The sequence below is a fragment of the Acinetobacter sp. YH16056_T genome (assembly GCF_024605895.1).
GTDB classification, from domain to species: Bacteria; Pseudomonadota; Gammaproteobacteria; order Pseudomonadales; family Moraxellaceae; genus Acinetobacter; species Acinetobacter amyesii.
Genome location: NZ_CP094545.1, coordinates 2,389,585 through 2,415,094 on the forward strand (window position 1 = coordinate 2,389,585; position 25,510 = coordinate 2,415,094).

At 40.0% G+C, this 25,510-nt stretch carries 21 protein-coding genes and 1 pseudogene; 12 read left to right on the plus strand and 10 right to left on the minus strand.

The features are described from left to right. Positions 1 to 53 precede the first annotated feature (53 nt). Together MST17_RS11795 and lysS are read right to left on the minus strand one after the other, a co-directional pair. Positions 54 to 1,517 (minus strand): annotated as a pseudogene (locus MST17_RS11795) (capsule assembly Wzi family protein). 179 nt (positions 1,518 to 1,696) lie between these two features. Continuing rightward, the gene (gene lysS / locus MST17_RS11800; RefSeq protein WP_180026474.1) at positions 1,697 to 3,223 is read right to left on the minus strand and encodes a lysine--tRNA ligase; all 1,527 of its coding nucleotides are present in this window, start codon (positions 3,221 to 3,223) and stop codon (positions 1,697 to 1,699) included. Positions 3,224 to 3,684: 461 nt separating this feature from the next. On the opposite strand from lysS, the gene MST17_RS11805 reads away from it, so the two are divergent. After that, positions 3,685 to 4,191, plus strand: a complete 507-nt coding sequence (locus tag MST17_RS11805; RefSeq protein WP_078193013.1) for a YqiA/YcfP family alpha/beta fold hydrolase — start codon at positions 3,685 to 3,687, stop codon at positions 4,189 to 4,191. A 93-nt stretch (positions 4,192 to 4,284) separates the two neighbouring features. Here the strand turns inward: MST17_RS11805 and MST17_RS11810 are convergent, their stop codons facing one another. Beyond that, a complete protein-coding gene (locus MST17_RS11810) occupies positions 4,285 to 4,830 on the minus strand; it encodes an adenine phosphoribosyltransferase (RefSeq protein WP_078189930.1) in 546 nt (181 codons plus the stop codon). A gap of 527 nt (positions 4,831 to 5,357) precedes the next feature. On the opposite strand from MST17_RS11810, the gene rubA reads away from it, so the two are divergent. From rubA to MST17_RS11835, 5 genes are all read left to right on the plus strand, one after another. Then, on the plus strand, positions 5,358 to 5,522 hold the full coding sequence (rubA, locus tag MST17_RS11815) for a rubredoxin RubA (RefSeq protein WP_005179369.1): 165 nt from the start codon (positions 5,358 to 5,360) through the stop codon (positions 5,520 to 5,522). Between the two features lie 78 nt (positions 5,523 to 5,600). Beyond that, a complete protein-coding gene (locus MST17_RS11820) occupies positions 5,601 to 6,779 on the plus strand; it encodes an NAD(P)/FAD-dependent oxidoreductase (protein WP_180003895.1) in 1,179 nt (392 codons plus the stop codon). Positions 6,780 to 6,837: 58 nt separating this feature from the next. Continuing rightward, positions 6,838 to 7,776, plus strand: coding sequence for an alpha/beta fold hydrolase (locus MST17_RS11825; protein ID WP_218945492.1), 939 nt, complete (start codon positions 6,838 to 6,840; stop codon positions 7,774 to 7,776). Between the two features lie 11 nt (positions 7,777 to 7,787). Then, on the plus strand, positions 7,788 to 8,693 hold the full coding sequence (oxyR, locus tag MST17_RS11830) for a LysR family transcriptional regulator OxyR (protein WP_180007453.1): 906 nt from the start codon (positions 7,788 to 7,790) through the stop codon (positions 8,691 to 8,693). A gap of 755 nt (positions 8,694 to 9,448) precedes the next feature. Next, the gene (locus MST17_RS11835) at positions 9,449 to 10,060 is read left to right on the plus strand and encodes a response regulator transcription factor (RefSeq protein WP_180026475.1); all 612 of its coding nucleotides are present in this window, start codon (positions 9,449 to 9,451) and stop codon (positions 10,058 to 10,060) included. Positions 10,061 to 10,147: 87 nt separating this feature from the next. On the opposite strand, the gene ppk1 is transcribed toward MST17_RS11835, so the two are convergent. Together ppk1 and mtgA are read right to left on the minus strand one after the other, a co-directional pair. Continuing rightward, on the minus strand, positions 10,148 to 12,229 hold the full coding sequence (gene ppk1, locus MST17_RS11840; RefSeq protein ID WP_078189935.1) for a polyphosphate kinase 1: 2,082 nt from the start codon (positions 12,227 to 12,229) through the stop codon (positions 10,148 to 10,150). Between the two features lie 146 nt (positions 12,230 to 12,375). After that, positions 12,376 to 13,053 (minus strand): monofunctional biosynthetic peptidoglycan transglycosylase, encoded by a 678-nt coding sequence (mtgA, locus tag MST17_RS11845; protein ID WP_078193019.1) that lies wholly within the window; start codon positions 13,051 to 13,053, stop codon positions 12,376 to 12,378. A gap of 78 nt (positions 13,054 to 13,131) precedes the next feature. On the opposite strand from mtgA, the gene MST17_RS11850 reads away from it, so the two are divergent. After that, positions 13,132 to 13,956: a rhomboid family intramembrane serine protease gene (locus MST17_RS11850; RefSeq protein WP_180026476.1), complete on the plus strand. Its 825-nt coding sequence runs from the start codon at positions 13,132 to 13,134 to the stop codon at positions 13,954 to 13,956. Positions 13,957 to 14,085: 129 nt separating this feature from the next. On the opposite strand, the gene MST17_RS11855 is transcribed toward MST17_RS11850, so the two are convergent. Further along, positions 14,086 to 16,587 (minus strand): ABC transporter permease, encoded by a 2,502-nt coding sequence (locus MST17_RS11855; protein ID WP_180026477.1) that lies wholly within the window; start codon positions 16,585 to 16,587, stop codon positions 14,086 to 14,088. After that, positions 16,584 to 17,315, minus strand: a complete 732-nt coding sequence (locus MST17_RS11860) for an ABC transporter ATP-binding protein (protein ID WP_111884437.1) — start codon at positions 17,313 to 17,315, stop codon at positions 16,584 to 16,586. The genes MST17_RS11855 and MST17_RS11860 overlap by 4 nt, the downstream gene beginning before the upstream one ends. Before the next feature lie 11 nt (positions 17,316 to 17,326). Here MST17_RS11860 and MST17_RS11865 point away from each other — a divergent pair, with 11 nt between their 5' ends. After that, positions 17,327 to 17,956: an arylesterase gene (locus MST17_RS11865; protein WP_180026478.1), complete on the plus strand. Its 630-nt coding sequence runs from the start codon at positions 17,327 to 17,329 to the stop codon at positions 17,954 to 17,956. An 83-nt stretch (positions 17,957 to 18,039) separates the two neighbouring features. Here MST17_RS11865 and MST17_RS11870 read toward each other — a convergent pair whose 3' ends face one another. Continuing rightward, positions 18,040 to 18,654 (minus strand): carbonic anhydrase, encoded by a 615-nt coding sequence (locus tag MST17_RS11870; protein ID WP_078189941.1) that lies wholly within the window; start codon positions 18,652 to 18,654, stop codon positions 18,040 to 18,042. Positions 18,655 to 18,988: 334 nt separating this feature from the next. Between MST17_RS11870 and MST17_RS11875 the strand changes: the two genes are divergently transcribed. Together MST17_RS11875 and MST17_RS11880 are read left to right on the plus strand one after the other, a co-directional pair. Beyond that, positions 18,989 to 20,029, plus strand: coding sequence for an alpha/beta fold hydrolase (locus MST17_RS11875; RefSeq protein WP_373685388.1), 1,041 nt, complete (start codon positions 18,989 to 18,991; stop codon positions 20,027 to 20,029). Between the two features lie 46 nt (positions 20,030 to 20,075). Next, on the plus strand, positions 20,076 to 21,083 hold the full coding sequence (locus MST17_RS11880) for a hypothetical protein (protein WP_180024089.1): 1,008 nt from the start codon (positions 20,076 to 20,078) through the stop codon (positions 21,081 to 21,083). Positions 21,084 to 21,119: 36 nt separating this feature from the next. Here the strand turns inward: MST17_RS11880 and MST17_RS11885 are convergent, their stop codons facing one another. After that, positions 21,120 to 23,261: a FepA family TonB-dependent siderophore receptor gene (locus tag MST17_RS11885; protein WP_373692686.1), complete on the minus strand. Its 2,142-nt coding sequence runs from the start codon at positions 23,259 to 23,261 to the stop codon at positions 21,120 to 21,122. A 280-nt stretch (positions 23,262 to 23,541) separates the two neighbouring features. Then, a complete protein-coding gene (nfuA, locus tag MST17_RS11890; protein WP_078189947.1) occupies positions 23,542 to 24,180 on the minus strand; it encodes a Fe-S biogenesis protein NfuA in 639 nt (212 codons plus the stop codon). A gap of 158 nt (positions 24,181 to 24,338) precedes the next feature. Here nfuA and MST17_RS11895 point away from each other — a divergent pair, with 158 nt between their 5' ends. Both MST17_RS11895 and MST17_RS11900 read left to right on the plus strand, forming a co-directional pair. Then, positions 24,339 to 24,956, plus strand: a complete 618-nt coding sequence (locus MST17_RS11895) for a rhomboid family intramembrane serine protease (RefSeq protein ID WP_180026481.1) — start codon at positions 24,339 to 24,341, stop codon at positions 24,954 to 24,956. Positions 24,957 to 25,202: 246 nt separating this feature from the next. Next, positions 25,203 to 25,382 (plus strand): hypothetical protein, encoded by a 180-nt coding sequence (locus MST17_RS11900; protein WP_078193028.1) that lies wholly within the window; start codon positions 25,203 to 25,205, stop codon positions 25,380 to 25,382. Positions 25,383 to 25,510: the final 128 nt, after the last annotated feature.

Below are 25,510 nucleotides of genomic sequence, written 5' to 3' on the forward strand. Positions count from 1 at the left end.
CTTAAAAAAATCATTTTAAAAATGCGTAATTACTTTTACGCGCGTAACATCAGTTAGTAATGAAATAAACGGTTATCTAATGGTAGTTCAATTCCAATTGACACTCCACCATCATTACCATTTAAATCTGAGTCACTTACCCAACCGTTAATTTTTAAAGGCATATCTGGACGTAAATAATGTGTCCAAGTTAAGTCTAGAGCTTTCAATTCATCTTTTTCAGGAAATGCTGCGTTATTCAAAGCAGCACGCTCTGTTTCAGAAACTTTTGCAAACAGTACACGACCATTTAGACGGTTTAGTTGATCAATACGTATATTTCCACCCACTGAAACCATTTGAGCATCACCACCTAAGGCATGACCTAGTGGATAGCCATGTTGATAGTAGCCATCTGTATATATGTGGTGGTTATAAGAAATGCCTTTAGCATCACCATTGGTTCGAGTATCGACCCATTCAGTATAGAGTTGATAAGGCATATTTTTCACACTTGAAGAATAATCAACCCCAGCAAGATACATGCTTTTTGCAGGCAAACCACCTGCTTCATCTTCACCAATATATTGGCCATACAGACTGGCTGGAACTTGCAATAATGGTTGTAAATTCAAACGCGCATCAAAACCAGCCAATTGATTTGAGGGATTTCCTTCACCCGCGCAACCCGTATCTGTACATTCATTATCTTTGCCAATGAATGCATTCCAATACGCCTTAGCACTTCCTGGTTGCCCTTCCCCATCAATTTGGAAAGTACGTGAAGCCCCTAACTCAAGATATGGTAATGGCTGTGCTGTAAGTCTAAAACCAATTAAATTCGTATCTGGAACCGCAGCATAGTCATCTAATCGACCAGCAAAAGCTTGATACTGCCAAGGGCCGATCCAAGATAACCACGGTGTTTCAAAAGCATTCTGTTCTGCACGCTATGCAGTAAAACCATACACAGGGCGACTCGCATCACCACGGATTAAACTACCGTCATGACCAGGCCCCCAATAAGTCGGAATCTGACCTGCAATTAACCATTGGTTCCAAAGCTTCCCGGCAATGTATGTGCCTTCTACATTTACATCTTGATCATTATTAATTTGTTGTTTATCTTCAGCATTTACACGTAAACGACCATCCCAATTTTCACCACCAACGTTCAGTTCAAGTGCACCTTGATACTGCGCTTTTTGATGATCACCAAAATTTTGCGGTAAATTATTTTTATCTGACTCAGCAAATAATTCGGCTTTTAATAGTGTATTTTCAGCAGTCAATTTATTTTGAATGTTTTGTAATACTTTTTGCTGTACAGATGTCGTCGCTTTTGCAGCAGATAAAGCGCGCTGTATTTCATCACCACTCATCGGCCATGTTGAGGTGCTAATTTGAATGACGCCTTGCTGATTTAACCAATTTAAATCTGCGCGTAATTCTTCATTATTTAATACAATCCCCTGAGCAAAAACAGGAACTGATAATCCAAACAGTACAGCAGCATAGAGTGACTTTCTTAAATACATGCTCTTTTTCTCAAGTTTAATTCACAGCCCACCTTAGATTTTTCAACTCATTTATTCAAGGGCGAAACTGTATCTACCCTAATTTTTTATCATTTCGATTAAAATGCTCAATAAAAGCACAAAATAAAAAACCCGCATTAAGCGGGTTTTTCATTTCAAAACTTAATTAGTTTTTATGATTAGTTTTTATGACGCATATGTGGGAACAAGATCACTTCACGAATACTTGCAGCATTGGCAAATAACATCACCAAACGGTCAATACCAATACCCTCACCCGCTGTAGGCGGTAAGCCGTATTCAAGCGCTTCAATGAAGTCTGCATCGTAATGCATTGCTTCATCATCGCCTGCATCTTTTTCGGCAACTTGAGCTTGGAAACGTTCAGCTTGATCAATTGGGTCATTTAACTCTGAGAAACCATTTGCCAACTCACGACCACCGATGAAGAATTCAAAACGGTCCGTAATATGTGGATTATCATCATTACGACGTGCTAATGGTGAAGTTTCCGCAGGGTATTCTGTGATGAATGTCGGTTGACGAAGTTCAGTTTCAACAGTTTCTTCAAATACGATGGTTTGAAGTTTACCTAAACCAAAACCAGGTTTTACTTGCTCTTTCAGTTCATTTTTAACGAAGTTAGCAAGGAACTCACGGTCAGCCACATTTTCAGCAGTGAACGTTGGGTTGTGTTCAAGAATCGCATCAAACATCGAAATCTTCTTGAATGGACCTTTGAAGCTATACACTTCTTCACCATAAGGCACATCCGTCGAACCCAAGATGTCGATCGCCAATTTTTCAAGCATATTTTCAGTCAAAGCCATCAGGTCTTTGTAGTCTGCATACGCTTGATAGAATTCGATCATGGTAAATTCTGGGTTATGACGTGTTGATACACCTTCGTTACGGAAGTTACGGTTAATTTCGAACACACGCTCAAAACCACCAACGACCAAACGTTTTAAGTAAAGTTCAGGCGCAATACGCAAGAATAAAGGCATATCCAATGCGTTGTGGTGAGTTTCGAATGGACGCGCAGACGCACCACCCGGAATCACATGCATCATTGGTGTTTCAACTTCCATGAAACGCTCATTGCTCAAATATGAACGAATACCTGACACCACTTTTGCACGAATTTCAAAAGTTTTACGTGTTTCTTCGTTCATGATGAGGTCTAAATAACGCTTACGGTATTTAACTTCAGTATCAGTCAAACCATGGAATTTGTCTGGAAGTGGACGGAGTGATTTGGTTAAAAGCTCAAAATGTTCAATATGAACATAAAGGTCACCTTTACCAGAACGACCAATATAACCTTTAATGGCAATAATATCGCCCAAATCGAGTGCTTTAATTGTTGCAAGAACATCAGCATCCAACTCTTTACGTGGTACATAAAGCTGGATACGACCAGTCATATCTTGGATTACGATGAATGAACCACGGTTCAACATCACACGACCAGCAACTTTTACATAAACCTTTTCGCCTGCTTCAATTTCTTCTTTTGATTTTTCAGCGAATTGATCTTGTAGGTCTTGTGCATAGTGTTCACGCTTAAATGTGTTAGGCCACGGGCTAACACCTGTTTCCTTGGCGTGCTCTTTGATGTGCTCTAACTTGGCATGACGCTGTGCAATTAAATCGTTTTCGGAAATGGCTTGTTCAGAAGTCGATTGAGCGTTATGTTGCGTCATCTCTGTCTCAAATAGTTAAAAAACGGAAGTTGCATAGCATAGCAGATTTCCTTTGAATTGAGCAGTAAGCAATGCGCGCATTTTTTTAATAAGTAGAAATTTATCGAAGTAAGATGTTTTGACAGCTATACCTTCAGGTCTGCTTAATCCATACCTTTCATATATGCACGAGATAAAAGTTAAATATTTAAACTTAGCGAGCCAATATTTAGCGATATCACAATGACTACTGCGCACTTCAAAATATTTATAACTATCAATATATTGAAATATATTTCAATAGCTTAATTCAACCTTTTAATCTATTTTCTTTAAGACTAAAGTCTTTTAAATGCCTACAAATTAGACCAAAAGCTAAATTCTCTTTTTGACAATTCTCTCTACAATGAAGTCATAAAATTGTTGAAAAATAAAATATTCAACACATCCAAAAATGTTTTAAAACAGTGTGTAGAAAAACAATGACTTCCTGCTTATCGAAAATTCTGTTTTTACATGGATTGGATTCTTCCCGTGAATCTACGAAGTTCCATGCCATCAATGCAAAACAAAAATTCTGCATTGAAGTGGACTATCGCAACTTAAATTTTCAAACTGTTGCGGATTTTTACCACGAGAGTATTGAAACCATTAAGCCCGATATCATCGTCGGGCATAGTCTCGGGGCATATTGGGCATTAAAAATGTCGCTGTTTCATCGTATTCCGTGTGTAATTGCCAACCCGAGTCTGCATCCAGACTTTCGCGACGACTACCCTGCAATTAATGAAATGGATTTGGATCACGATATTCCACAAATTGCCTATATCGAACGTGGCGATGAAATCTTAGATATGTATGAAGCAGAACAACAACTCGAAGACTATATGCAAGTTCAAGTGATGGATGGCGGACACCATCGTCTACAATGCCCTGAAAATATTAATGATTTAATCCAACATCTCGAATTAAACTATTTAAAAAAATAAATCATAAGATTAATCATAAGTAGCAACGTCTTTTTTATCAGACATAAAAAAGCCCTGTCATAGACAAGGCTTTTTACATTTTAAAACTGACGCTTAGGCTGCATCTGCTTCAGGACGTGTTTTATCATCTAAAACAGACCAAATATTTAGTCCTAAATCTTTATGCAAGTCAGGCAAATCTAAGAAAATGCTTGCGCCTAAAACTTGGTGTTTACATTTTTCAGCCAATTGTTTCACTGCACGAAGCGTACCGCCCGTCGCCAATACGTCATCCACAATAATTACTTTTTGTGATTCGATTTCAGCTGACATTTCAAGACGATCTAAACCGTATTCAAGGCTATAACCAACACCGACCACTGGTGGTGGTAATTTTCCGGCTTTACGTACCAACACCAAACCTTTGCCTGTACGCTGAGCAAGTAAGCTTGCCAAAACAAAACCACGCGCTTCAACTGCAATAAAGCTATCTACTTCTGCCAATTGCTCGGCTGGAATACTTGCAATTAGGGCATCAGTTAACGATTCGATGTTATTCATAAATAACGGCGTAAGGTCAAAGAAGCAAATTCCTGGTTTTGGGAAATCTTGGACAGTACGAATGTTAGACCACAATGCCGCAGCAGTAGAATTACTCATAATAGGAGAAAATAAATTAAGGAAGGAATGTGTGAATTTTAACGCGATTTGAGAGAAAAGAACAGCTAACCCCCGACTAAAATGCATATTTAAGATACAGCAAATTTACATAAGTTACTGATTATTAATATTGTATTTATTTAAAAAATATCAAATATATATTTTCCTAATCATAAAATAAAAGATTTTAGAGATTTTTTCTGCAAGACTTTAGTCTATGAAGATAGAAAAAGCGGTATTTAGAACCCAATTCACGGAAATGAATTCCAATATAGCTTTCAATAGGCATAAATATTGTCAGACAATTTTTCACAGATCTGGGGTTTTGATGATATTTATTGTCCCTCACTGCCATTCTGCTTTTAATTTCACTCATTAAACTCTTAGCCACTTTACTTTATCGTTAGAACTGCGTAAAAATTTAACATAAGAGTCTACTGTATAAGGCTAATTAACCTTAAGGTATAAACTTATACAGTTATGAAGTATTTACTGACTTAATTTTGTGTCAGTTTTTGGAGAATGGAATGAAAAAGTATCAGTGCATCGTTTGTGGATGGATTTATGACGAAGCAGAAGGCTGGCCACAAGACGGTATCGTGGCAGGAACGAAATGGGAAGATATCCCAGATGATTGGACTTGCCCAGACTGTGGCGTCTCAAAAGTAGATTTTGAAATGGTTGAAATCTAATAAATAGAATCTAAGGCCATCATCGTTATGGTCTTTTTTTTGTCTTTAAAAAAATATGAAATGTGTTTGGAGTTGAGTATGCACCCTATTGTCATTATTGGTTCTGGTATGGCGGGATATGCCGTTGCACGTGAATTTCGAAAGTTAAATACTGAACTAGAACTTATTATGATCTGTGCGGATGATGCCATTAACTACGCTAAACCGACATTATCCAATGCGCTCGTTGGTAATAAAGCTCCTGAGCAAATCCCTCTAGGGGATGCCGCAAAAATGTCGGCTCAACTCAATATGCAAATCATCAATAACAGTTGGGTTAAAGCTATCGATGCAGCAAAACATGAGCTCGCCATCGAAAGCCAAAATGGAACTCAAACACAACTGTATTCAAAACTCGTTTTAGCCGTCGGTGCAAATCCAATTCGCTTAGCCATTTCGGGTGATGGCAGTGAAGACATTCATGTCGTCAACAATTTAGATCACTACAAAGCTTTCCGTAAACAGCTTGCAGCACGTGAAGATAAACGTGTGGTGATTTTAGGGGCAGGCTTGATTGGCTGTGAATTTGCCAACGACCTCCAAAATACTGGGGCGAAAGTATCGGTGGTCGATTTAGCTCCGCAACCTTTGGGTCGCCTACTGCCGTCTCATGTTGCAGCTAAATTCCAAAGCAATTTAGAAGAAACGGGTATTCAATTCGTTTTAGGTACGACAGTCGACAAAGTGTCACGTATTGAAAATGGTGACTATCAAGTGAGCCTTGCCAATGGTCAAAGCTTAGTGGCAGATGTTGTGTTGTCTGCGATTGGTCTACAGCCTGAAATTAACTTGGCAAAACAAGCCGGCATTCACACCAGTCGTGGCGTATTAACCAATAAAGGCTTAGAAACCAACTTGGCAGATATCTATGCTGTCGGTGACTGTGCTGAAGTCAATGGTACCCTTCTGCCATACGTCATGCCGATCATGCAACAAGCACGTGCTTTGGCAAAAACCCTCAATGGTGAACATACCGCAGTGCATTATCCAGCCATGCCTGTAGCCGTTAAAACACCTGCTGCGCCATTAACTGTCCTTCCTGCACCTATTGATGTTGAAACCCAATGGGAAACAGAAGAGCTTGAAGATGGCATGATTGCCCGTGCGATCGATCAAGATGGCGTATTACGTGGATTTGTACTGCTCGGTGCAACTGCTGGGAAGCAACGCTTAACTTTGACTAAGCAGGTTCCGGACTTGATTCCTGCTTCAGTTTAGGGTTTAAATACAAGGACGTCCTGATAATAATAGACGTCCTTTTTAAAGGAAAATAAAAATGAATAGTGCCCTTCAGTTTAATATTTCACCTTATGCCTCTTTTATGCATGAAACTCGCGTAGAGTTAGGCAATGGCATTGAACTTCATGTCGAGGTGGGTGGTCATCCTGAAGATCCTGCAATCTTATTGATTATGGGACTCGGCGCACAAATGTTGTATTGGCCCGATTTCTTTTGTAAGTCCCTAATAGATCAAGGTTACCGAGTTATTCGCTTTGATAATCGTGATATTGGTCTGTCGAGTAAAATTCGTAACCCAGGCCCACGTCTTAACACCTTTAAATTGATGGGACGTTTTGCCTTAGGTCTAGAGAATCAGGGTGCGCCCTATGATCTATACGATATGGCAGACGATGTTGCACTATTAATTGATCGTATGGGACTCGATAAAGTCCATATTTTAGGCGCTTCAATGGGCGGCATGATCGCTCAAATCGTGGCAGCACGCTATCCAGACAAAGTGCACAACTTAAGCTTACTTTTTACCAGTAACATCCAACCCTTACTTCCACCGCCATTTCCAAAGCAATTATTTAGTCTAATTGAAAAACCTGAATATAACGATGAAGATGGCATTATTAACCATAGCCTGAAAGTTTTTAATATTATAGGCTCTCCAGGCTATATTAATCAGCTTGAAGTGATACAAACTGCACGTAAACTCTATAAGCGGAGTTATTACCCAGCGGGTGTACTTCAACAGTTTTTAGCAATATTATGTACAGGTTCCCTGCTGCAGTTAGATAAACAAATTCAGCATAAAACCATTGTGGTTCATGGAGCTCGTGACCGTTTGCTGCCGCCAAGCCATGGTAAGGCCGTTGCAAAGGCTATTTCAGGTGCTAAATTTGAATTAATTGATGGAATGGGGCATGATATCCCACCGCATTTTATTCCATATCTTAGCGGTTTGTTTGCTGATCACTTTAAATCATAAATTAGGACACTATGGCTGCATTACCATCCTTAAGACAGCTGTCATATCTAGTAACACTGTCAGAAACGCTACACTTTACTGAAGCTGCGCGTCGTTCTTTTGTCACCCAGTCTACTTTGTCTGGCGGGATCATGGAACTTGAGCGTTTACTAGGTGGCGTATTGGTAGAACGCGACCGTCAAAACGTGCGTTTAACTCCTCTTGGTGAACAAGTTGTCGGAAGAGCTCGAGTTCTATTGGCAGATGCGCAAGACCTAATGCGTTTAAGTCGTGAAATGAGCGAACCTCTAACGGGTGATTTACATCTAGGGGTCATTCCTACTATTGCGCCATTTTTACTTGCACCATTATTAGAAGAAGTGCATAAGCAACTACCAAAAATTCAATTGCATTTACATGAAGCACAAAGTGAAAAAATTGTTGAGAAACTCGAGCACGGTAATCTAGATATCGTATTACTTGCTCTTCCTTTCGATACACGTAGCTTGAAAGTTGCAGAAGTAAACAAAGAAAAATTGTTCTTGGTGTACAACAAAGCTGACCAAAATGCAGCTCAAGCGAAATCTTTAGACGACCTAGATTTATCTCGTTTAATGTTGCTTGAAGAAGGCCATTGCTTACGTGATCATGCTTTGAGTGCTTGCCCGATTGGTGAACGTAAAAACGACCATCGTTTAAAAGCAAGCTCATTGCCAACTTTGGTTGAAATGGTTTCCGCAGATTTAGGCTTTACCTTATTGCCTGAAATTGCAGTTCATACCAATATGATCAAAGCCAATGAAGATTTGGCTGTGAAAGAAATTGAAGCAAGCCCTACACGCACATTAGCATTGGTGACGCGTAAAAGTACGCCGCTTCAAAGTGAATTTGATGTATTGCTTCAAATCTTGCAGAAAATCACTAACAATCTGCACTAACTAATCAGTGTGAAAATTAAAGAGAGCCCTGTGCTCTCTTTTTTATTTTGCAGAAATGAATAATCCAGAAATAATAATATTGAGATGAATTTAAAATTTAAAATAAAAATATAGTATCTAGAAAAAAGAAAAGGCTAACCCAAATAGGTAGCCTGATAAGGTAATATATGACTTGATGTATATCTCAATTCATCGCCTCGATAATATCTTCACACTAGCCAGATAAGTAAGAAGATTAATACATCTTAGTAAAATATAACTTTCGTTAAAATCACTAGTTTCAGGTATTTTAGATAAAGTACGTCTGATTCATTTTCAAAGGGCTTTTTTCATAATTATGTTTTGTGCTATAAAATAACCATAATGAGAAATAAATCACATTATTTTAAATAGTCACTAATATTCATGTTTAAAATAACTAAGCAATAGGTGAATATTAACTCACATCAGAAACAGTTCAATTTATTAGTTGTCAAAATACTGCTTTCACATTTCATTTATTATTTTCAATTCGAATCGAAATCTGATGATTATTTAATCAATATTCTAAAAATAAAAACGAAAAAACTATAAATCTTTGCATTCAACATAATGAAAAACACAAAAAACCATACATTAATTAAATTCTATTATATCACAATAACTTAATTATACTTTGATGTATAAATCACTACTTCTAGGTATATTTTTCTAATTCACTTCCATGCACATTATGGAAATGCAATTTGATTAAAAATAATAAATGAGCGAAATGTATGATGAGTGAATTTTTATTACCAGTACCCGTTTTGATCATTGATCATCAATCAATGACTTCAAAAACAGTGCTGTTTAACATCTTAGGAGACCTCGGTTATCCTGAAGACCTCATTACATTTTCAGAAAATTTAGCAGATGCAGAACAACAAATTTTCAATCAATTGCCAAATTTAATCTTTTTAGTGGTCACGCAACAGTCTGATATCTCATTCATACATAAAATTAAGAAAATCTATCCTTCAAGTAATCTCATCATTTTAGTCAATGAACAATCTGCTGATTTAACCTTACATGCGATTCAGATCGGTGCAACCGCCTATATGCTGATTCAACAACCGATTGAAGACACTTATAACCAACTGAAAACCATTTTAAGAGGTGGGGCTGCCCTGCACCCAACTTTTGCTAAATTTTTATTGAGTGAAACTTTTAGTCCGCAAAATGCAGCGCCGAAACAACTCAGTCTAAATCCAGCTGAATATCAAATTTTGGATATGGTCAGCCATAGTGCGACTCAAGAGCAGATGGTCAATGAATTAAAACTATCAACGTATCAAATTGATGGTTTTGTCAAAAATATCTATAGAAAAATTTGTAGCTACAGCTAAATTTAGCTGAGATAAAGTATTCAAAAATAAATCTATACTTAAAAAATACCAAAGGGAGCATCTGCTCCCTTTATTTATAACCCACATCTATTTAAATGCATCTAAAAGCACATGCTGTGAATTATGTGCCTCCTCTCCCTCTTGAACATGGGTACGAATCCAACGACCATCACTTTGGAGCAACCAAGCTTGCTGATTATCTTTTAGATAATTCACTAAACCTAATTGATAAATACGCTTTTTCAAGGCGGGATCCTCAATTGGGAAACAAGCTTCCACACGGTTAAATAAATTACGATCCATCCAGTCTGCACTTGAACAGTAAATCCGAGCATCGCCATTATTACTGAAATAATAAACTCGGGTATGTTCTAAGAAACGGCCAACAATAGAACGTACGCGAATATTTTCAGACAGCCCCGGTAAACCTGGACGCAAACAACAAATAGAACGAATAATTAAATCAATCTGCACACCCGCTTGTGACGCTTCATACAGTTTATTGATCAACTGAACTTCAGTTAATGCATTGACCTTGACAATGATTTGCGCAGGCTTACCTGCTTTAGCATTGGCAATTTCATTATCAATATAATTAATCAGTTGAGCATGTAAGGTAAATGGCGCATGCAGCAGTTTTTTCAACTTCGCCATTTTACCCATACCAGTCAGTTCTTGGAAAATGCGATGTACATCCTCACAGAGTTCTTTATCGGTGGTTAATAGGCCATAATCGGTGTAAATACGCGCATTGCCCGCGTGATAGTTCCCCGTACCTAAATGCACATAACGCACCAATTTATTATTTTCACGGCGTACCACCAAAATCATTTTGGCATGGGTCTTATAGCCCACGATGCCATACACCACCACTGCACCCGCTTCTTGTAATACATTGGCTACAGCAATATTTGATTCTTCATCAAATCGTGCACGAAGCTCAATTACTGCGGTAACCTCTTTACCATTACGTGCTGCTTCCGCTAAAACTTGCACAATTTCAGAGTCTGCGCCACTTCGATAAAGCGTTTGTTTAATGGCCAAAACTTGTGGATCACGTGCAGCTTCGCGCAGTAGGTTAATTACTGGTGCGAATGATTCAAAGGGATGGTGCAGCAAAATATCTTGTTTTTGCATCGCACTAAAAATGTTTTCAGATTTTTTGAGTACTTTCGGTATAACAGGAATATGTGCGTCATAACGTAGATGTGGACGTTTAAAGTTTGACAGTAAACGTGCAAGGTTAACTGGTCCATCTACTTTATAGAGTTGCTCTTCTTCTAAATCGAACTCATCAAGCAAATATTCATAAATATGCTGCGGACAATTTTCTGTCACTTCCAAGCGAACGGCGCGACCAAAACGACGTGAATTCAACTCACCTTTGAGGGCTTTAGCCAAATCTTCAACATCTTCATTTAAAGCCAAATCGGCATTACGCGTCACACGGAATTGGTAGCAACCCGTCGCCGTCATGCCGGGAAACAAATCAGAGACATGTTCATGAATAATTGCCGATAGCATCACATGATGCTCTTTGCCACCGGTTAATTCATCAGGAAGCCGAACGACACGTGGCAGCGAACGTGGTGCAGGTACAACGGCTAAGTCAATCTGACGGCCAAACGCATCCTTCCCTTCTAAAGTCACAATAAAATTCAACGACTTGTTGACCAAGCGAGGGAATGGATGTGCGGGATCTAAGCTAATTGGCGTTAAGACTGGAGCAACTTGCTCTTGAAAATATTTTTTCACCCATGCCGACTGTGCAGGGGTTAACTCACCACGACGTAAGAAGCAAATATCTTCTTCACGCAGTTTGGGTAAAATTTCTTGATTTAAAATACGATACTGGCGCTCAATTGCCGCATGCGCTGTCGCAGAAATTTCATCTAATACTTGTTTTGGTGTTAAGCCATCTGGACTGCGGCTTTCATTACCTAAGTCTAGCTGTTCCATCATTCCCGCAACACGAATTTCAAAAAATTCGTCTAAGTTACGTGAAAAGATCAGCAAGAAATTCATGCGTTCAAGTAATGGATGTATCGGATCAACCGCTTGTTCGAGCACACGCAGATGAAAGTCGAGAATCGATAACTCTCGATTAATATAACGATCATTATAAGTATATTCAGTAGGTACTTGCGCGACTTCAGCTGCGGTATTCATTTCAAACCCATATTAAAAAATGTGTGCTGTACTCAGTTTAGTATGCTTCAAATTTGTGACAATTTCATAAAAAAAGCCCATTAATATGAGCTTTTTGTTGTAATTCAAATCACTGCCATGCCATTTGACGAGTGTTTAGATCGTTCTTAATCTGGGATATGGCTATAACGCATATATTTTTGGATCATGCGCTTACGATAATTTAGCTTACGATCTTGTCGATTTTCATCATAATATTTTGGATTGGGTAAAATAGCCGCAATAAACGCTGCTTGCTCTCGACTCAAACTCCTTGAACTTTTACCAAAGTAGTGCTGTGTTGCAGCTTCTACGCCGTAAATGTTATCCCCAAACTCAACCGAGTTGAGATATACCTCTAAAATGCGTTGCTTCGTCCACATGCGCTCCATCATCCATGTTGCAACGGCTTCCTGCCCTTTTCGGATAAATGAACGCTTATTATATAAAAATAAGTTTTTTGCCAATTGCTGAGAAATGGTAGATCCACCTGCAACCACTTTGCCTTTATCTTTATTGCGTTCTAAAGCATTTTGCATGCCTTCCCAATCAAAACCTTTGTGTTGTAAAAACTTGCCATCTTCCGCGGCAACAACAGCATGTTTGACATAATCACTGATTTGGTCGTAATCACGCCATTCGTGTTTAATCGGTTTTGATGGCTCAGACCAATAATCTAAACGCATCATCATCGTCGATTCCACAGGATGTGTACGCCACCACACCAGACTACCAAAGATCCAAAGCTGTACCAAAAGCACAAGACTGACAAGAATTAACAATGTACGAACAATAAAGGCTTTCATGTCAGTGTGTTACTCCAGAAATTCTGTTTTTTCATGTTAAGCTTATTTTTAAATATTTTGACACAGTACAAGAATAGCATGTCTGAACTCAGCCCTCCTGCTGTATCAACCCGTAAGCTGCAAATCCAACTGTGGTGGATCACGGCACTCTTAATTACCATCAATGTTGGACTCTTTGGCTGGCAAGTGTTGCATGGAATGAACGTTAGCCAACCCGACACACTGGATGCTTTGCGTTGGGGTGCTGATTATGCACCTTTAACCTTTTTAGAGGAACCCATCCGCTTATTCAGCAGTATGTTTTTTCATTTTGGCCTGATTCACCTGATGTTGAATATGTGGGCTTTGTATATTTTTGGCAGTGTTGCCGAGCAAATGTTAGGTCGTTTCTACTTCCTCGGCCTGTATGTTTTAGCCGGACTCATGGGAAGTTTATTGAGTGGTTATTTAACCATTCAAGATAGCTATGCATTATTGGCCGAAGGTGCAGCCAATCAGCAACTTTTTCCGAGTATTGGTGCAGGCGCATCGGGTGCAGTGATGGGACTGGGTGCAGCGCTGACGATTATTTCGCTGCTCCCCATGTTACCTCAACAGCAATTTTATCTGGATAAAAAAACCTTATTGATGGTGATGGGGATTAACCTCGCGATGGGCTTTATGATTAGTGGGATTAACAATGCCGCGCATATTGGCGGCATGTTGATGGGCGCTGCCTTGGCTTTCATTTGGTATGTGGGACAAAAATTACATCAATCCCTAATCATTCAAATGATCGGTCTAATCACCGCAGCTGTCGGATGCTACCTGTTTTATCTGCATTGCCAACAATTAATCCAACCGATTTTACCGCTTTGGGAACACTTTATCCTGCTGATGAAGCAATCTCTCGCAGCACGTTAAACAGTGGAATGAACCCTGTGGCTATCAACACAGATATGTTGAAAACACATCAAATCATGTCTAAACCTGGACTGCGCACTGGGTTCCTGCTCCACTCTTAACTTGCTCGGCTGTTAACCATCTCCCCCCTTAACTATTTAGTTCACGTAAGCTTTCTAAGGGTGGGATGTCGCAAAGATAACTTAAGCGATAACGTCCGATCAATGTACAGACTAAGGTCATGACCAGTGGGAGGATCAACCAAATCTCTGCATGTAGCTGGATGGTCAGTTCCATTTTATAACTGACAATCGCACTGATCACTTCAGCAAAAATACATGCCACAACACCCGAAATTAGCCCCATCAAACCAACTTCCAAACTGAGCATCGACTTTAACTTTTGCTTGGAACTGCCGAAGGACCGCAGTAATGCCACTTCTTTTTTGCGTTCATCCATAAATAAGTTCAAACATGCGACCAAAACTAAAATGCCTGAAATACTGACCAACAGCGCCAAGATGGTAATAATCTGAACCAATACACTGACGATGCGTTTGATCTCATCCAAAATTAGACTGACATCAATAAACACGGTATTCGAAAACTGCTGAATTAGACCAATTAACTGATTTTTATCTTGCGGTGGAACATAGAAGCTCCCCAAGTAACTACCGGCATTTTCATCCATGGTTTGGGGAGAGAAAATAAAGAAGAAATTTGGACTAAAGCTTTCCCACTCCACACTGCGAAGGTTGATCACCTTGGCTTGTAAAATCCCTTCAGGAAGGCTAAAACTCAGTCGATCTCCAATTTGAATACCCAGTTCTTGTGCGGTTTTCACTTCTACCGATACTTCATTGACCTGTTGAAACTGCTGATTGCCCGCGATGATTTGATTATCTTTTGGAAAAGTTGCAGCCTGTGTGAGATTCAATTCACGGCGTAATGAATTATTGCTTTTAATTAAGGCATCCGAAAAAGGGAGATCATTTTTGGCAACTAATCGTCCACGAATATTCTGGTACATCGGCGTCCCTTGCCAACCATGCTGCTTGAGTTGTTGATTAAAATCCTGCAACTCAAATGGCGGTAATCCATAGACAAATTGGTTAGGTGTCCCTTGTGGTAATTGTTGTTGCCAACGTTCCAGCAAATCTGTACGTAATACCGCTAAAACCGTAATCAGACTTAGACCCAATGCTAATGCGGTAATTTGAAATGCCGTTTGATACGGTGTGCGTATATACGCTGAGATTTTCGTCCCCCAACTTTTCAAAGCCTTTAAACTGAGCCAGACCATCATATATAGGCCAACACACAGGAAGATGATGGCGCAAATCAGCCACAGGGTGAGTTGTAAATTTTCAGTTAAAACCACACAAAACACCACCAAACTGAGTGTTCCGAAACTTAGCATCCAAAGCATGGAACGTACAGAACGCTCTTGTTGTCGTATCACCCGTGCTGGCGGCGTCCCTAATAATTGCCAAAGACTCGGAAGAACAAACCCTAATAGCACAATCGCACTGGTAAATATTGCGATTGGAAGCGGGCCAAGCAGCATAGACAGGGCTGAAAACTCTAATTGTAAATTTGGAATCAGCTGTAGCATCAGTTGCAATAAGCCAAACCCCAATCCCAGACCAATCAAACTTCCAAACAGGATTGAAAGCCCGAGTACAACCAACAGTAAAGCCAGATAAGCACTTAATATTTGCTGTTTGGTCGATCCAATACAGCGCATCAATGCAATAGCATCTTGATTTTGTTGTACATAGCGCTGGCTGGTTAATGCGATGGCGATGCCACAAAGTAGAATGGTTAAAATATTCGCCAGTTGTAAAAACGTTTCAAGATTGGCAATCGGCTTCATCAAGCGGGTATTGCCTTCACTGGCATTTCTCAGTTTTAAACTGCTTTGAGCCGCATCTTGAACCTGCGTATTATTTGGGTTGGCAGCACGGTCTTCAGATTGATCACCAAATTTCTGCTTATACAGTTTTTCAAATCTCTGGGTATTTTGTGCATCTCCTGCCATTAACAGGCGATATTCAATCCGACTCCCGACTTGGATGGCATTGGTTCTCGCCACCTCAGACTGCGCAATTATAACCGTCGGTGAAAAACCACTGAAGCCAAGCTCTTGATTGGTGTCATGAATGATTTTGGCACTGACTTGAAAAGCAGCATCAGCAATATTGATCTGATCTCCCACTTTTACGCCCAACAAATCCATAGCACGCGGACTTAACCAAACCTCACCTGCTTGTATGGAGCGGTTTAGTTTCGGTTCTGTTTCGAGTTCACCTCTTAATGGAAATGCAGCATCAACGGCTTTGACATTAACCATGACAAATTGCTGATCAGTGTGCGCCATGCTGCTAAATAGCGTGACATTCGATTGTTTTAATTGCTGTGCTTTGGCTTGTTGTCGCCACTCTTGTGGAATTGGTTCATTGCCTGTCAGCACCAAATCTGCTGCCAACATTTCAGCAGCTTGTAGCGCTACAGCATTTTGAATTTGTACATTACTAAACTTTAAAGCCGTGGTGGCACTGATCGCCAAGGTCAGTGTGATCAATAATAAATACACACCCGTGGTTTTAAAACTCAGCTGTAAGAGTGGTCGAAACAGTGCCAAAAGATTCATGCAGCATCTCCTGTTCGATGCTCAATCAATTGACCATTGACCAATTCAAAATGGCGCTGACATTGACGGGCCAAATCGGCATCATGCGTCACCAATACCAAAGTGGTTCCCATTTCACGATTTAACTGAAATAACAGTTGTTCAATTTCCTGTGCCGTTGCACTGTCTAAATTACCTGTTGGTTCATCTGCAAAGATCAGATCGGGTTCACTCACCAAAGCACGGGCAATCGCAACCCGTTGCTGCTCACCACCGGATAAAACTTTGGGAGCTTGATGCGCTTGTCGTTCTAGTCCGACCTTTGCTAACAGTTTTAATGCTTTTTCTTCTGCGGCTTTGACCTGAAAATTTGCTTGTAGCCGTAGCGGCAGCATGACATTTTCCAGAGCCGTTAAATGTGGCAACAACTGGAAAGACTGAAAGACAAATCCAATATGAGCCAAACGGACTTGAGCACGCTGTTCTTCATTTAATAAATGAATATCTTGACCACAGACCCGTAATTGTCCCGAACTGGCCTGATCTAGTGTTGCCAAAATACCCAACAAGGTGGATTTACCTGAACCAGAACGACCAGTAATCGCAACTTGTTCCCCTGCAAAGATTTCAAGATCGAGTTGTTCAAAGATCGATAACTGTTTTTGTGGAAGTTGTATCTTTTGTGTCAATTGCTGTGCAGAAATAATCGCCTGTGGCATGATGTCAACATCTGTCGTGAGTTGGGTCATATCTTCCCTATATGCAAAATCGCATTCAAAATAATCGTCTATTGAGTTACTTGCTGGCTATTGCACTGATGTTCTGCCCGATGCTGCTCTCTGCCAAAACCATTATGATTTTGGGCGATAGCTTAAGTGCGGGTTATGGTGTTTCAGTGCAGCAAGGCTGGGTTCACTTATTACAAAAACGTCTAGACCAACAGTATCCGAAACAACATAAAGTGGTCAATGCAAGTGTCAGCGGTGAAACCACCAGTGGTGCTTTGGCACGACTGCCTAAACTGTTGCAGACCCATCGTCCAGACCTTGTGGTGATTGAGTTAGGTGGTAATGACGGTTTACGCGGACAACCCCCTGCACAAATTCAAAAAAATTTAGCGCAGCTGATTCAAAAAAGCCAACAGGCCAAATCGAAAGTGATTTTATTTGGAATGAAAATTCCACCGAATTATGGCAAGGCATATAGCCAAGCTTTTGAAAATAACTATCAAGTGTTGAGCCAACAGTACAAAATCAAATTATTACCTTTCTTTATGCAAGGGGTGGCGGGACATAAAAACTTAATGCAACAAGATCAGATTCACCCTAATGCCAAAGCGCAACCAATTTTGCTGAACAATGCTTATCCATTAATTAAAGCAAACTTATAAATTTAGTGGGTGAAAATGGATTCGTTAAAAAAGGCGCTTCATTTGAGCGCCTTTTTTTAAATCTTGTATTTACTGTAGTTTGCTTAGAAATCGTAGAAGCTTACTTCACCCGTTTCGAGTGAATACTCAGCGCCCACCACTTTTAATTTGCCTTGCGCAATTAAGTTTTCAAGGACTGCTGAACCATGACGCAGTTGATTCACTGAGGCAAAAACATTTGAACGTACTGCATGCATTGAAAGTTTTTCGAGGTCATCTTTCAATTCAGTTTGCATGAGTATTTCTACAGATGGACGAACGCGGTTCACAATCGACATCAAGTTTGCTGATGGTGGTGTCGCAGGGTTAGTTAAAGCTTCAATCGTAGAATGAATTGCGCCACAGTGTGTATGACCCAATACAATGACCACAGGACATCCAAAGCTTTCTGCTGCAAATTCCACGCTACCGACTTGAGACGGTGCCACAATATTACCTGCAACACGAATCACGAATAAATCGCCTAAGCCTTGATCAAATACCATTTCAGCAGGAACACGTGAGTCTGAACACCCTAAAATAATTGCAAAAGGTTCTTGGCTTTCGGCCATTTCAGCACGTTGTTGATGCGTCAAAAGCTTTGGGTGATTCGTTTCACCGTTTACAAAACGTTGATTCCCTTTTTTTAAACGATCTAAAGCTTCTGCTGCTGCTAGCATGTTCTAATTACCCTTATCCGAAGTTGCAATATTTTAATCCCAGTCGAATCGATTGTCACTTGCAAAAACAATTGCTGTGAATTTTTTCTACGACGATGCAACTTGATAGAAAATGCTACTCTACATTCATCAAAAAAAATTATTTTTTCTGTAATGGTTCACATTATTAAAACGCAAGTTTAACCACGTCAAAAAAGCAATGGATGACAAAGGTCATTTTTAATTTACAATATATTTCATAAATATACGCTTTTGCTATTTCAGCCCATTCTGATAATAGTCATATAAATGATCTAAAAAATATATCGATTCGATTTAACTGGGGTAAACGTCAATGAAAGGACATCATTCACGCATTTTTGGCTTTTTCAAGCTAGCAACAATTTGCTGTATGACGTTTACTGCCAACAACACTTTGGCTGCAAATCCGTCTCCCATCAGCAAAAACTTTGCCGTACCCTCTATCGTGCAAAATTATTTGAGCCAAGAGCGTAAAGCGGCAGGTTTAGTCACACATAGTGTTCAAGTCGGCAATGTGAATTGGAGTTATAGCGAAGGCGGTCAACGCTCTAAACCGACCATCTTGCTCATTCATGGTTTAGGCGGCACACGTGATAATTGGAATCGTGTTGCGCATTATTTAACACCGAACTATCACGTGATCATCCCTGACCTTCCGGCCAATGGCGATACACATGTGCCGGTCGATTTTGATGTCTCAGTGCCGAATGTCACGGAACAACTACGCCAGTTTGTCCTTAAAATAGATATTGAAGATAAACTGAATGTTGCAGGTCACTCATTGGGTGGTTCCATTGCCACGGTATATGCCTCTCAATATCCTTTTGATACCCAAAGTTTATTTTTACTCAACAGCGCGGGCATTTATAAACAGGCCAATACCAGTTACACCCGCGACCCGTATAAACTTAAAAATTTAATCGTTTCAAAACCGGGGGATTTAGATGATGTCATGCATAAACTCATGCAAAATCCGCCCAATGTTCCGACACAGCTTAAAGAAGCGCAGGAGAATATCTTAATTGCGCGTGCGCCCTTCACCAGTAAAATGATCGATCAAGTCGTCACGCTCAATCGAATCTACACCCCTGAAACTTTTGCTCGTTTAACACGAACAGTAGAAGCCCCAACCCTGATCCTTTGGGGCAAACAAGATAAAATCTTTAATGTGGAAGTGGCTGGCGAACTCAAGTCTTTACTGAAACGTGCAGAAACCCCAGTGATTTTAAATAACGTCGGTCATATGCCAATCTTAGAAGCTGAACAACAAGTTGCAGAGCATTACTTGCCTTTCCTTGCGAAAAGTCAAAAGTTTAAAAACCCTTTGGTAGATAAACTGATTCAGTTAAACTGAGCATTCGCCATTTTTAGATACCCATGACTGGGACTTCAGGGAAAGTATGCAGAAAAATCCGATGATTGAGCAGTTGATTGACGCTCAACTGAACTTTTTAGATCAGAGCTTTTCACACAATGATACCGTAGCCACTGAATTCACCCACTTTTATCAATGGTTTCGTAAACAATCTTTGCAGCAGATTTGGAGTTTTGATCAAATCAATGCTTTGTTGCAAAAACAAATTTTAAATACCCCTGCAAGTCAATTTCTGATTGAGCAAATTGCTGAACATATCAAATTTGCACTGATTCATCCTGCAAATGACAGCACCACGATTGCCGAAATCATTCCTGTGTTGACCATCGATAAAATTGCACAGTATGTGGCCAGTAAACAAGGACATCGTCAGCGTTTAATTCATACCATGGTCAACAATCCTGCATTTTCAGCCATGATCAGTCAATTGATTCAACATGCGATACAAGATTATTTAGATAATTCGGTGATTGCAAAATCGGTACCCGGTGTTTCACGATTTATGAAAATGGGGAAATCGGTACTGGAAAATGTCACAGATACCAATTTAGATAATGCGGTCAGCAAATACTTGCAAAAGAATATTTTAAAACTCAGTCAAATGAGTGAAACCGTGTTAAATCAGCACTTTGATGATCATAAGCTGTACCATTTTCAAGCCAATTTGTGGCATAAAATTAAAGCGCTGCCAGTTTCGGTATTAAAGAACTATGTTGAAGTTCAGGACTTGCCGCAAACGGTTGCCATGGGTCATGAAATTTGGGACTTTATGCGACAGTCCGAGTATATGAAACAGCAAGTGCATGATGGCGTATACGCTTGGTACGTGCGTAATGCAGAACGCCCTTTTGATTTATTGCTACGTGATTTAAATATTGATGAAGCGTTAATTCAGCATGAACTTCAAAACTTACTCAATCCAATCGTTCAACAAATGATTGAGTCGGGTTATTTGCGTGAGCGTTCACGTCTCTATTTAGAACAATTCTACTACTCAAGTGAAGCACTGAAAATTTTAAATATCCCAACATAAAAAAAGCCGCGTTAAGCGGCTTTTTTTTGGACATACTTAGAACTGGTATTTCAAACTTGCATAATAAGCTCGACCCGGCTCGTTATATGTTTGGTTGACCGTTTTATCACGCAGTTTTTGCTCATCAAATAGGTTATTCACACCGATACGAGCACTTAAAGCCGCATTAAATTTATAACCAAAGTTAATGCCTGCAATGCCATAACTTTTCACGCTATCCATCGCCAAGCCATCTTTGCTTTCAAGACTGGTTTCTGCATATTGACGTGGTTTTTGACGTCCATATTGGGTATAGACAAAGTTACTGTCTAATCGATCCGTGATGTTGTAGTTCAAAATAGAGTTTAGTGTGTAATTCGGAATCACTGAAAGCGGGTTGCCTGTACGTTTATCTTCAGAGTTGATCATATAGGTGACGTTATTGGTCCACGTGATATCACCCCAATCCAAAGAAATACTTCCTTCAACACCTTCTACCAAGGCTTCAGGCGTATTCATCCAACGCAGTACATTATATGTTGTTCCATTTACTTCTAGTTCTTCTAGACGTGTATCCCCTGCAACGATCTTATTTTTATAATCATTACGGAACCATGCAAAGCTTGCATTTACGATGTCTTTTTCAAACTGTACACCTAATTCTTTATTCACTGAAGTTTCAGGTTTGAGATCGCCATTACCTTGTAATAGACATTGGCTCAGCCCAATCGGACAGCCATTACCGCGAGTGCTTAACAGATAACCTTCCGCATTTTGGTACATATTAGGTGCTTTATACGCCTTAGCTACACCACCTTTTAGTGTCCAATAGTCACCAAGTTTTTGCGTAATATTGAGACTTGGACTCCAGCTATCTCCCGATTTACTATGATTATCATAACGCAGTGCCAAAACAACATCGGTGCTTTCGCCCAAATTCATATTATTTTCAATATAGGCCGACGCAATCCGTGAATCCATTTGTGAACGGTCACCTGAAGTCAGCGCATCACCAAAACCGCCTGCGCCAGCTTGTGTATTAACCGTATCGGTAAAGTCATCTTCGACCCACTCAGCGCCTAAAGTTAATACTTGTGGGACATACCATTGGAACGGCAGATTGGCTTCTGCATTAAAGCGAATGGTTTCTAGATGTGACGTTTGTTTATTCTCGAGATTATTAATCTGACCCTCTGTACTACCGCCTGTACCTTCAGGTAAGCGCTTATTTTTGGTTTTGTCATATTGCGCTATGAGTTTACTGTCACCCCAACCCCAAGTACCTTCATGAGTTAATGCAAAACTATCACGATAAATGGTATTGGTTTCTTCACCGATTAAAGCCGATAAAATTGGTGCTTTGTTTGGATCGGCTGGATCAAATACACTGTTTTGACTGTCGCCTGCAAAACGGTTGCCTTGGCGGCCAACACTTGCATCAAACATCAAGACTTGTTGATCATTCAACTGCCAAGCCAAGCGCCCAGCAATATCTTTATTCTCTACGCCTTCTCGACCCGCCATACGCGCGCCATTGTCCATTAAGGCATTAATATCCGCAGCATCTGAATCGGTTTTGTTATAACTACCGTAGAAACGATATGAAAGGACATCTTTGAGAATTGGGCCGCTTAAGTTAAAGCTTTCACGGTGACTTGCGCCCTCTTTAGCATCTTCAGGCTGATTGGTAAAAACCTCCACAGAGCCATGCACGTCGTTGGTCACTTTCTTGGTTTTAATATTGACCACACCACCCATCGCACCTGAACCATAACGCGCTGCAGCTGGACCACGCAGCACTTCAATTGATTCAATAGCATCTGCAGGTACCCAGTTCGAATCACCACGTGTATCACGCTCACCGCGCCAGCCATAACGTACTGAGTTTCTCGAATTTACTGGCTTGCCATCAATTAAGATCAACGTGTTTTCAGGCCCCATACCACGGATATCAATCTGACGGTTATTACCACGTTGGCCTGTGGCACTGTTACCAGTCAAATTCACACCCGGCATACGGCGCACATACTCTGAAATATCATTCACAACCGGCATTTTTTCTAAATCTTCTGCCGTAATTTTTGAAGCACCTAATGATTGTTTAACTTGTTCTGCTGCAGTAACAACAATAGTTTCCATTTTAACTGCAGATTCATCGACTGCTTCTGCTGCTTCATTCGCATGGCTGAGGCTTACCATTGCGCTAAGAACTGAAAGTGTAAGCGTTGATTTTAATAGTTGTTTGGTCATTGAGTGCTTCCAAATAAACGTATTTATGGAGAAATCTAGAATAATGTGTTGCACATTGTAACCACCACAAACAATATTGCAATTAATTTTAATAATCATTCTCATTTATATTTGTGATATAGCTTATCATTTTGATGTAGAAACCCTAGAAATATCTGAAAATCTTCGTTTTTTTGATTTAGACAATAAAAAAGCCGCAACGTTGCGGCTTTTTATAAAAATACTGAACTTATTTGAAATAAGCACCTTCAGTATTACTGTGATCCGTTTGGTCAACAACACGCATTAACTCAGGTACATGCTGCTTCAATGTTGTTTCAACACCTTGTTTCAAGGTTAAATCGATTGAAGAACAACCTTGACAACCACCACCGAATTTAAGTACTGCAGTTAAACCATGTTCTGCATCTTCAACCACTTCTACCAGTGCACAGTTACCACCATGACCTGCAAGGCCAGGGTTAATTTCTGACTGTAGAACATAAGTGATACGCTCTTCTACAGAAGCATCTGGACCCACACGTGGCACTTTTGAGTTTGGTGCACGGAATGTTAACTGACCACCAAAACGGTCTTTGTTATAGTCAATCACCGCATCCAAAAGATATGGAATAGACGGTGTGTCAATAAATGCAGGGAAATCTGGATAGTCTTGTTTATAGTCTGTAGGCACAACTTCTTCTGGTGCACTGTAAGCCATACAACATTCAGCACGTGGCGTACCCGGATTTTCCACAAAAACACGTACACCAATGCCCGGTGTATTTTGTTTATCCAAAAGATCTTTCAAATACTCTTGGGCATTTGGAGTGATCAATAGGTTTGGAATTTCTTCAGCAACTGCTGTGCTGTTGTTCTCAGTCGACATTACAATATTTCCTCAAGCTGAAGTCGCTATTTTAACTTAAGATGCGGGGCATTAGAAAAAAATCAACTAAAATTGTCGGAATTATTCTGAAAGTTCACGCTTTAGGCAGATTTAATGGCATTATTGAGCATAAATTTTAACAAGTAGAATAGTCATATATGTTGGGCCTACCCTTTAACCACACCGTGACCATTATCCTGATTACGGTGGTGATTTCACTGATTGCATTTTCAAATCAGAAAGTGATGAATCGTTTGTTATTTTGGCCGCCAGCCCTCAGTCGTGGCGAATATGACCGATTTATTAGCCATGGTTTTATTCATGCAGATGGCGCGCACCTATTGTTCAACATGATTACCTTATTTTTCTTTGGTAGCGTGATTGAAAGTTTTTATCGCCAATATTTCTTCGACATGGGCTTTGTATTGTTTTATTTAGGCGGTTTGATCGCTGCGATTATTCCGAGTTATTTAAAACATAAGCATGATACCCATTGGGCAAGTTTAGGGGCTTCTGGGGCAGTATCTGCAGTACTCTTTGCTTATATCTTGTTTGAACCGTGGAAACTGATTTTTGTATTCTTTATTCCTGTTCCTGCGATTATTTTTGCCGTGCTGTATGTGGCTTATAGTATTTGGTCAGGTAAACGTGGCAACAGCAATATTAACCACAGCGCACACCTTTGGGGCGCAGCATATGGTGTAATCATAACGATTATTCTTGAACCGAAGCTCATTCCACATTTCTTAAGTCAGTTATTAAACGTTCCTTTCTAACATTAAGTTTAAAAAATCAGCCTGATGTAACCAGTAAAATGACAGCCTAAACCGTTTCAGTTTAGGCTTTTTTATTGTGCTGCGTTAAACCGAAATGTCCTTTAATTTTTTCTTTAGCCAATTTCCCACATCTACAACACTGCACTTTAAATATCGAGCTAAACAATTTCACAGCAGATTGAAACGCTATCTATCCTTGCCCTGATTTAAACTGAAATGACACAGAATAAAAAAGGGAAAATTCCAATGAAAATAGTCCTGATGTTCTCAAGTTTGCTGTTGACCTGCGTGTTGAGTGCTTGTGCCGTTCACACCCGTGAAGGCAGTATCGTGGTCGACCCAGATCGTAATCACTACCCTTATAAGTACCCAGATCGCCATGGCGACTTTTGCCCGCCCGGACAGGCTAAAAAAGGCCGTTGTTGATTTGCCGTTGCTGATTTCATACCCTCTTCTTTTAAGCCTTCAAAACGAAGGCTTTTTCAATTCCGACAATAAAAATTGACGCTGTATATTCTACGAAAGTTCACAAAAGCACATGACAAATCATATAA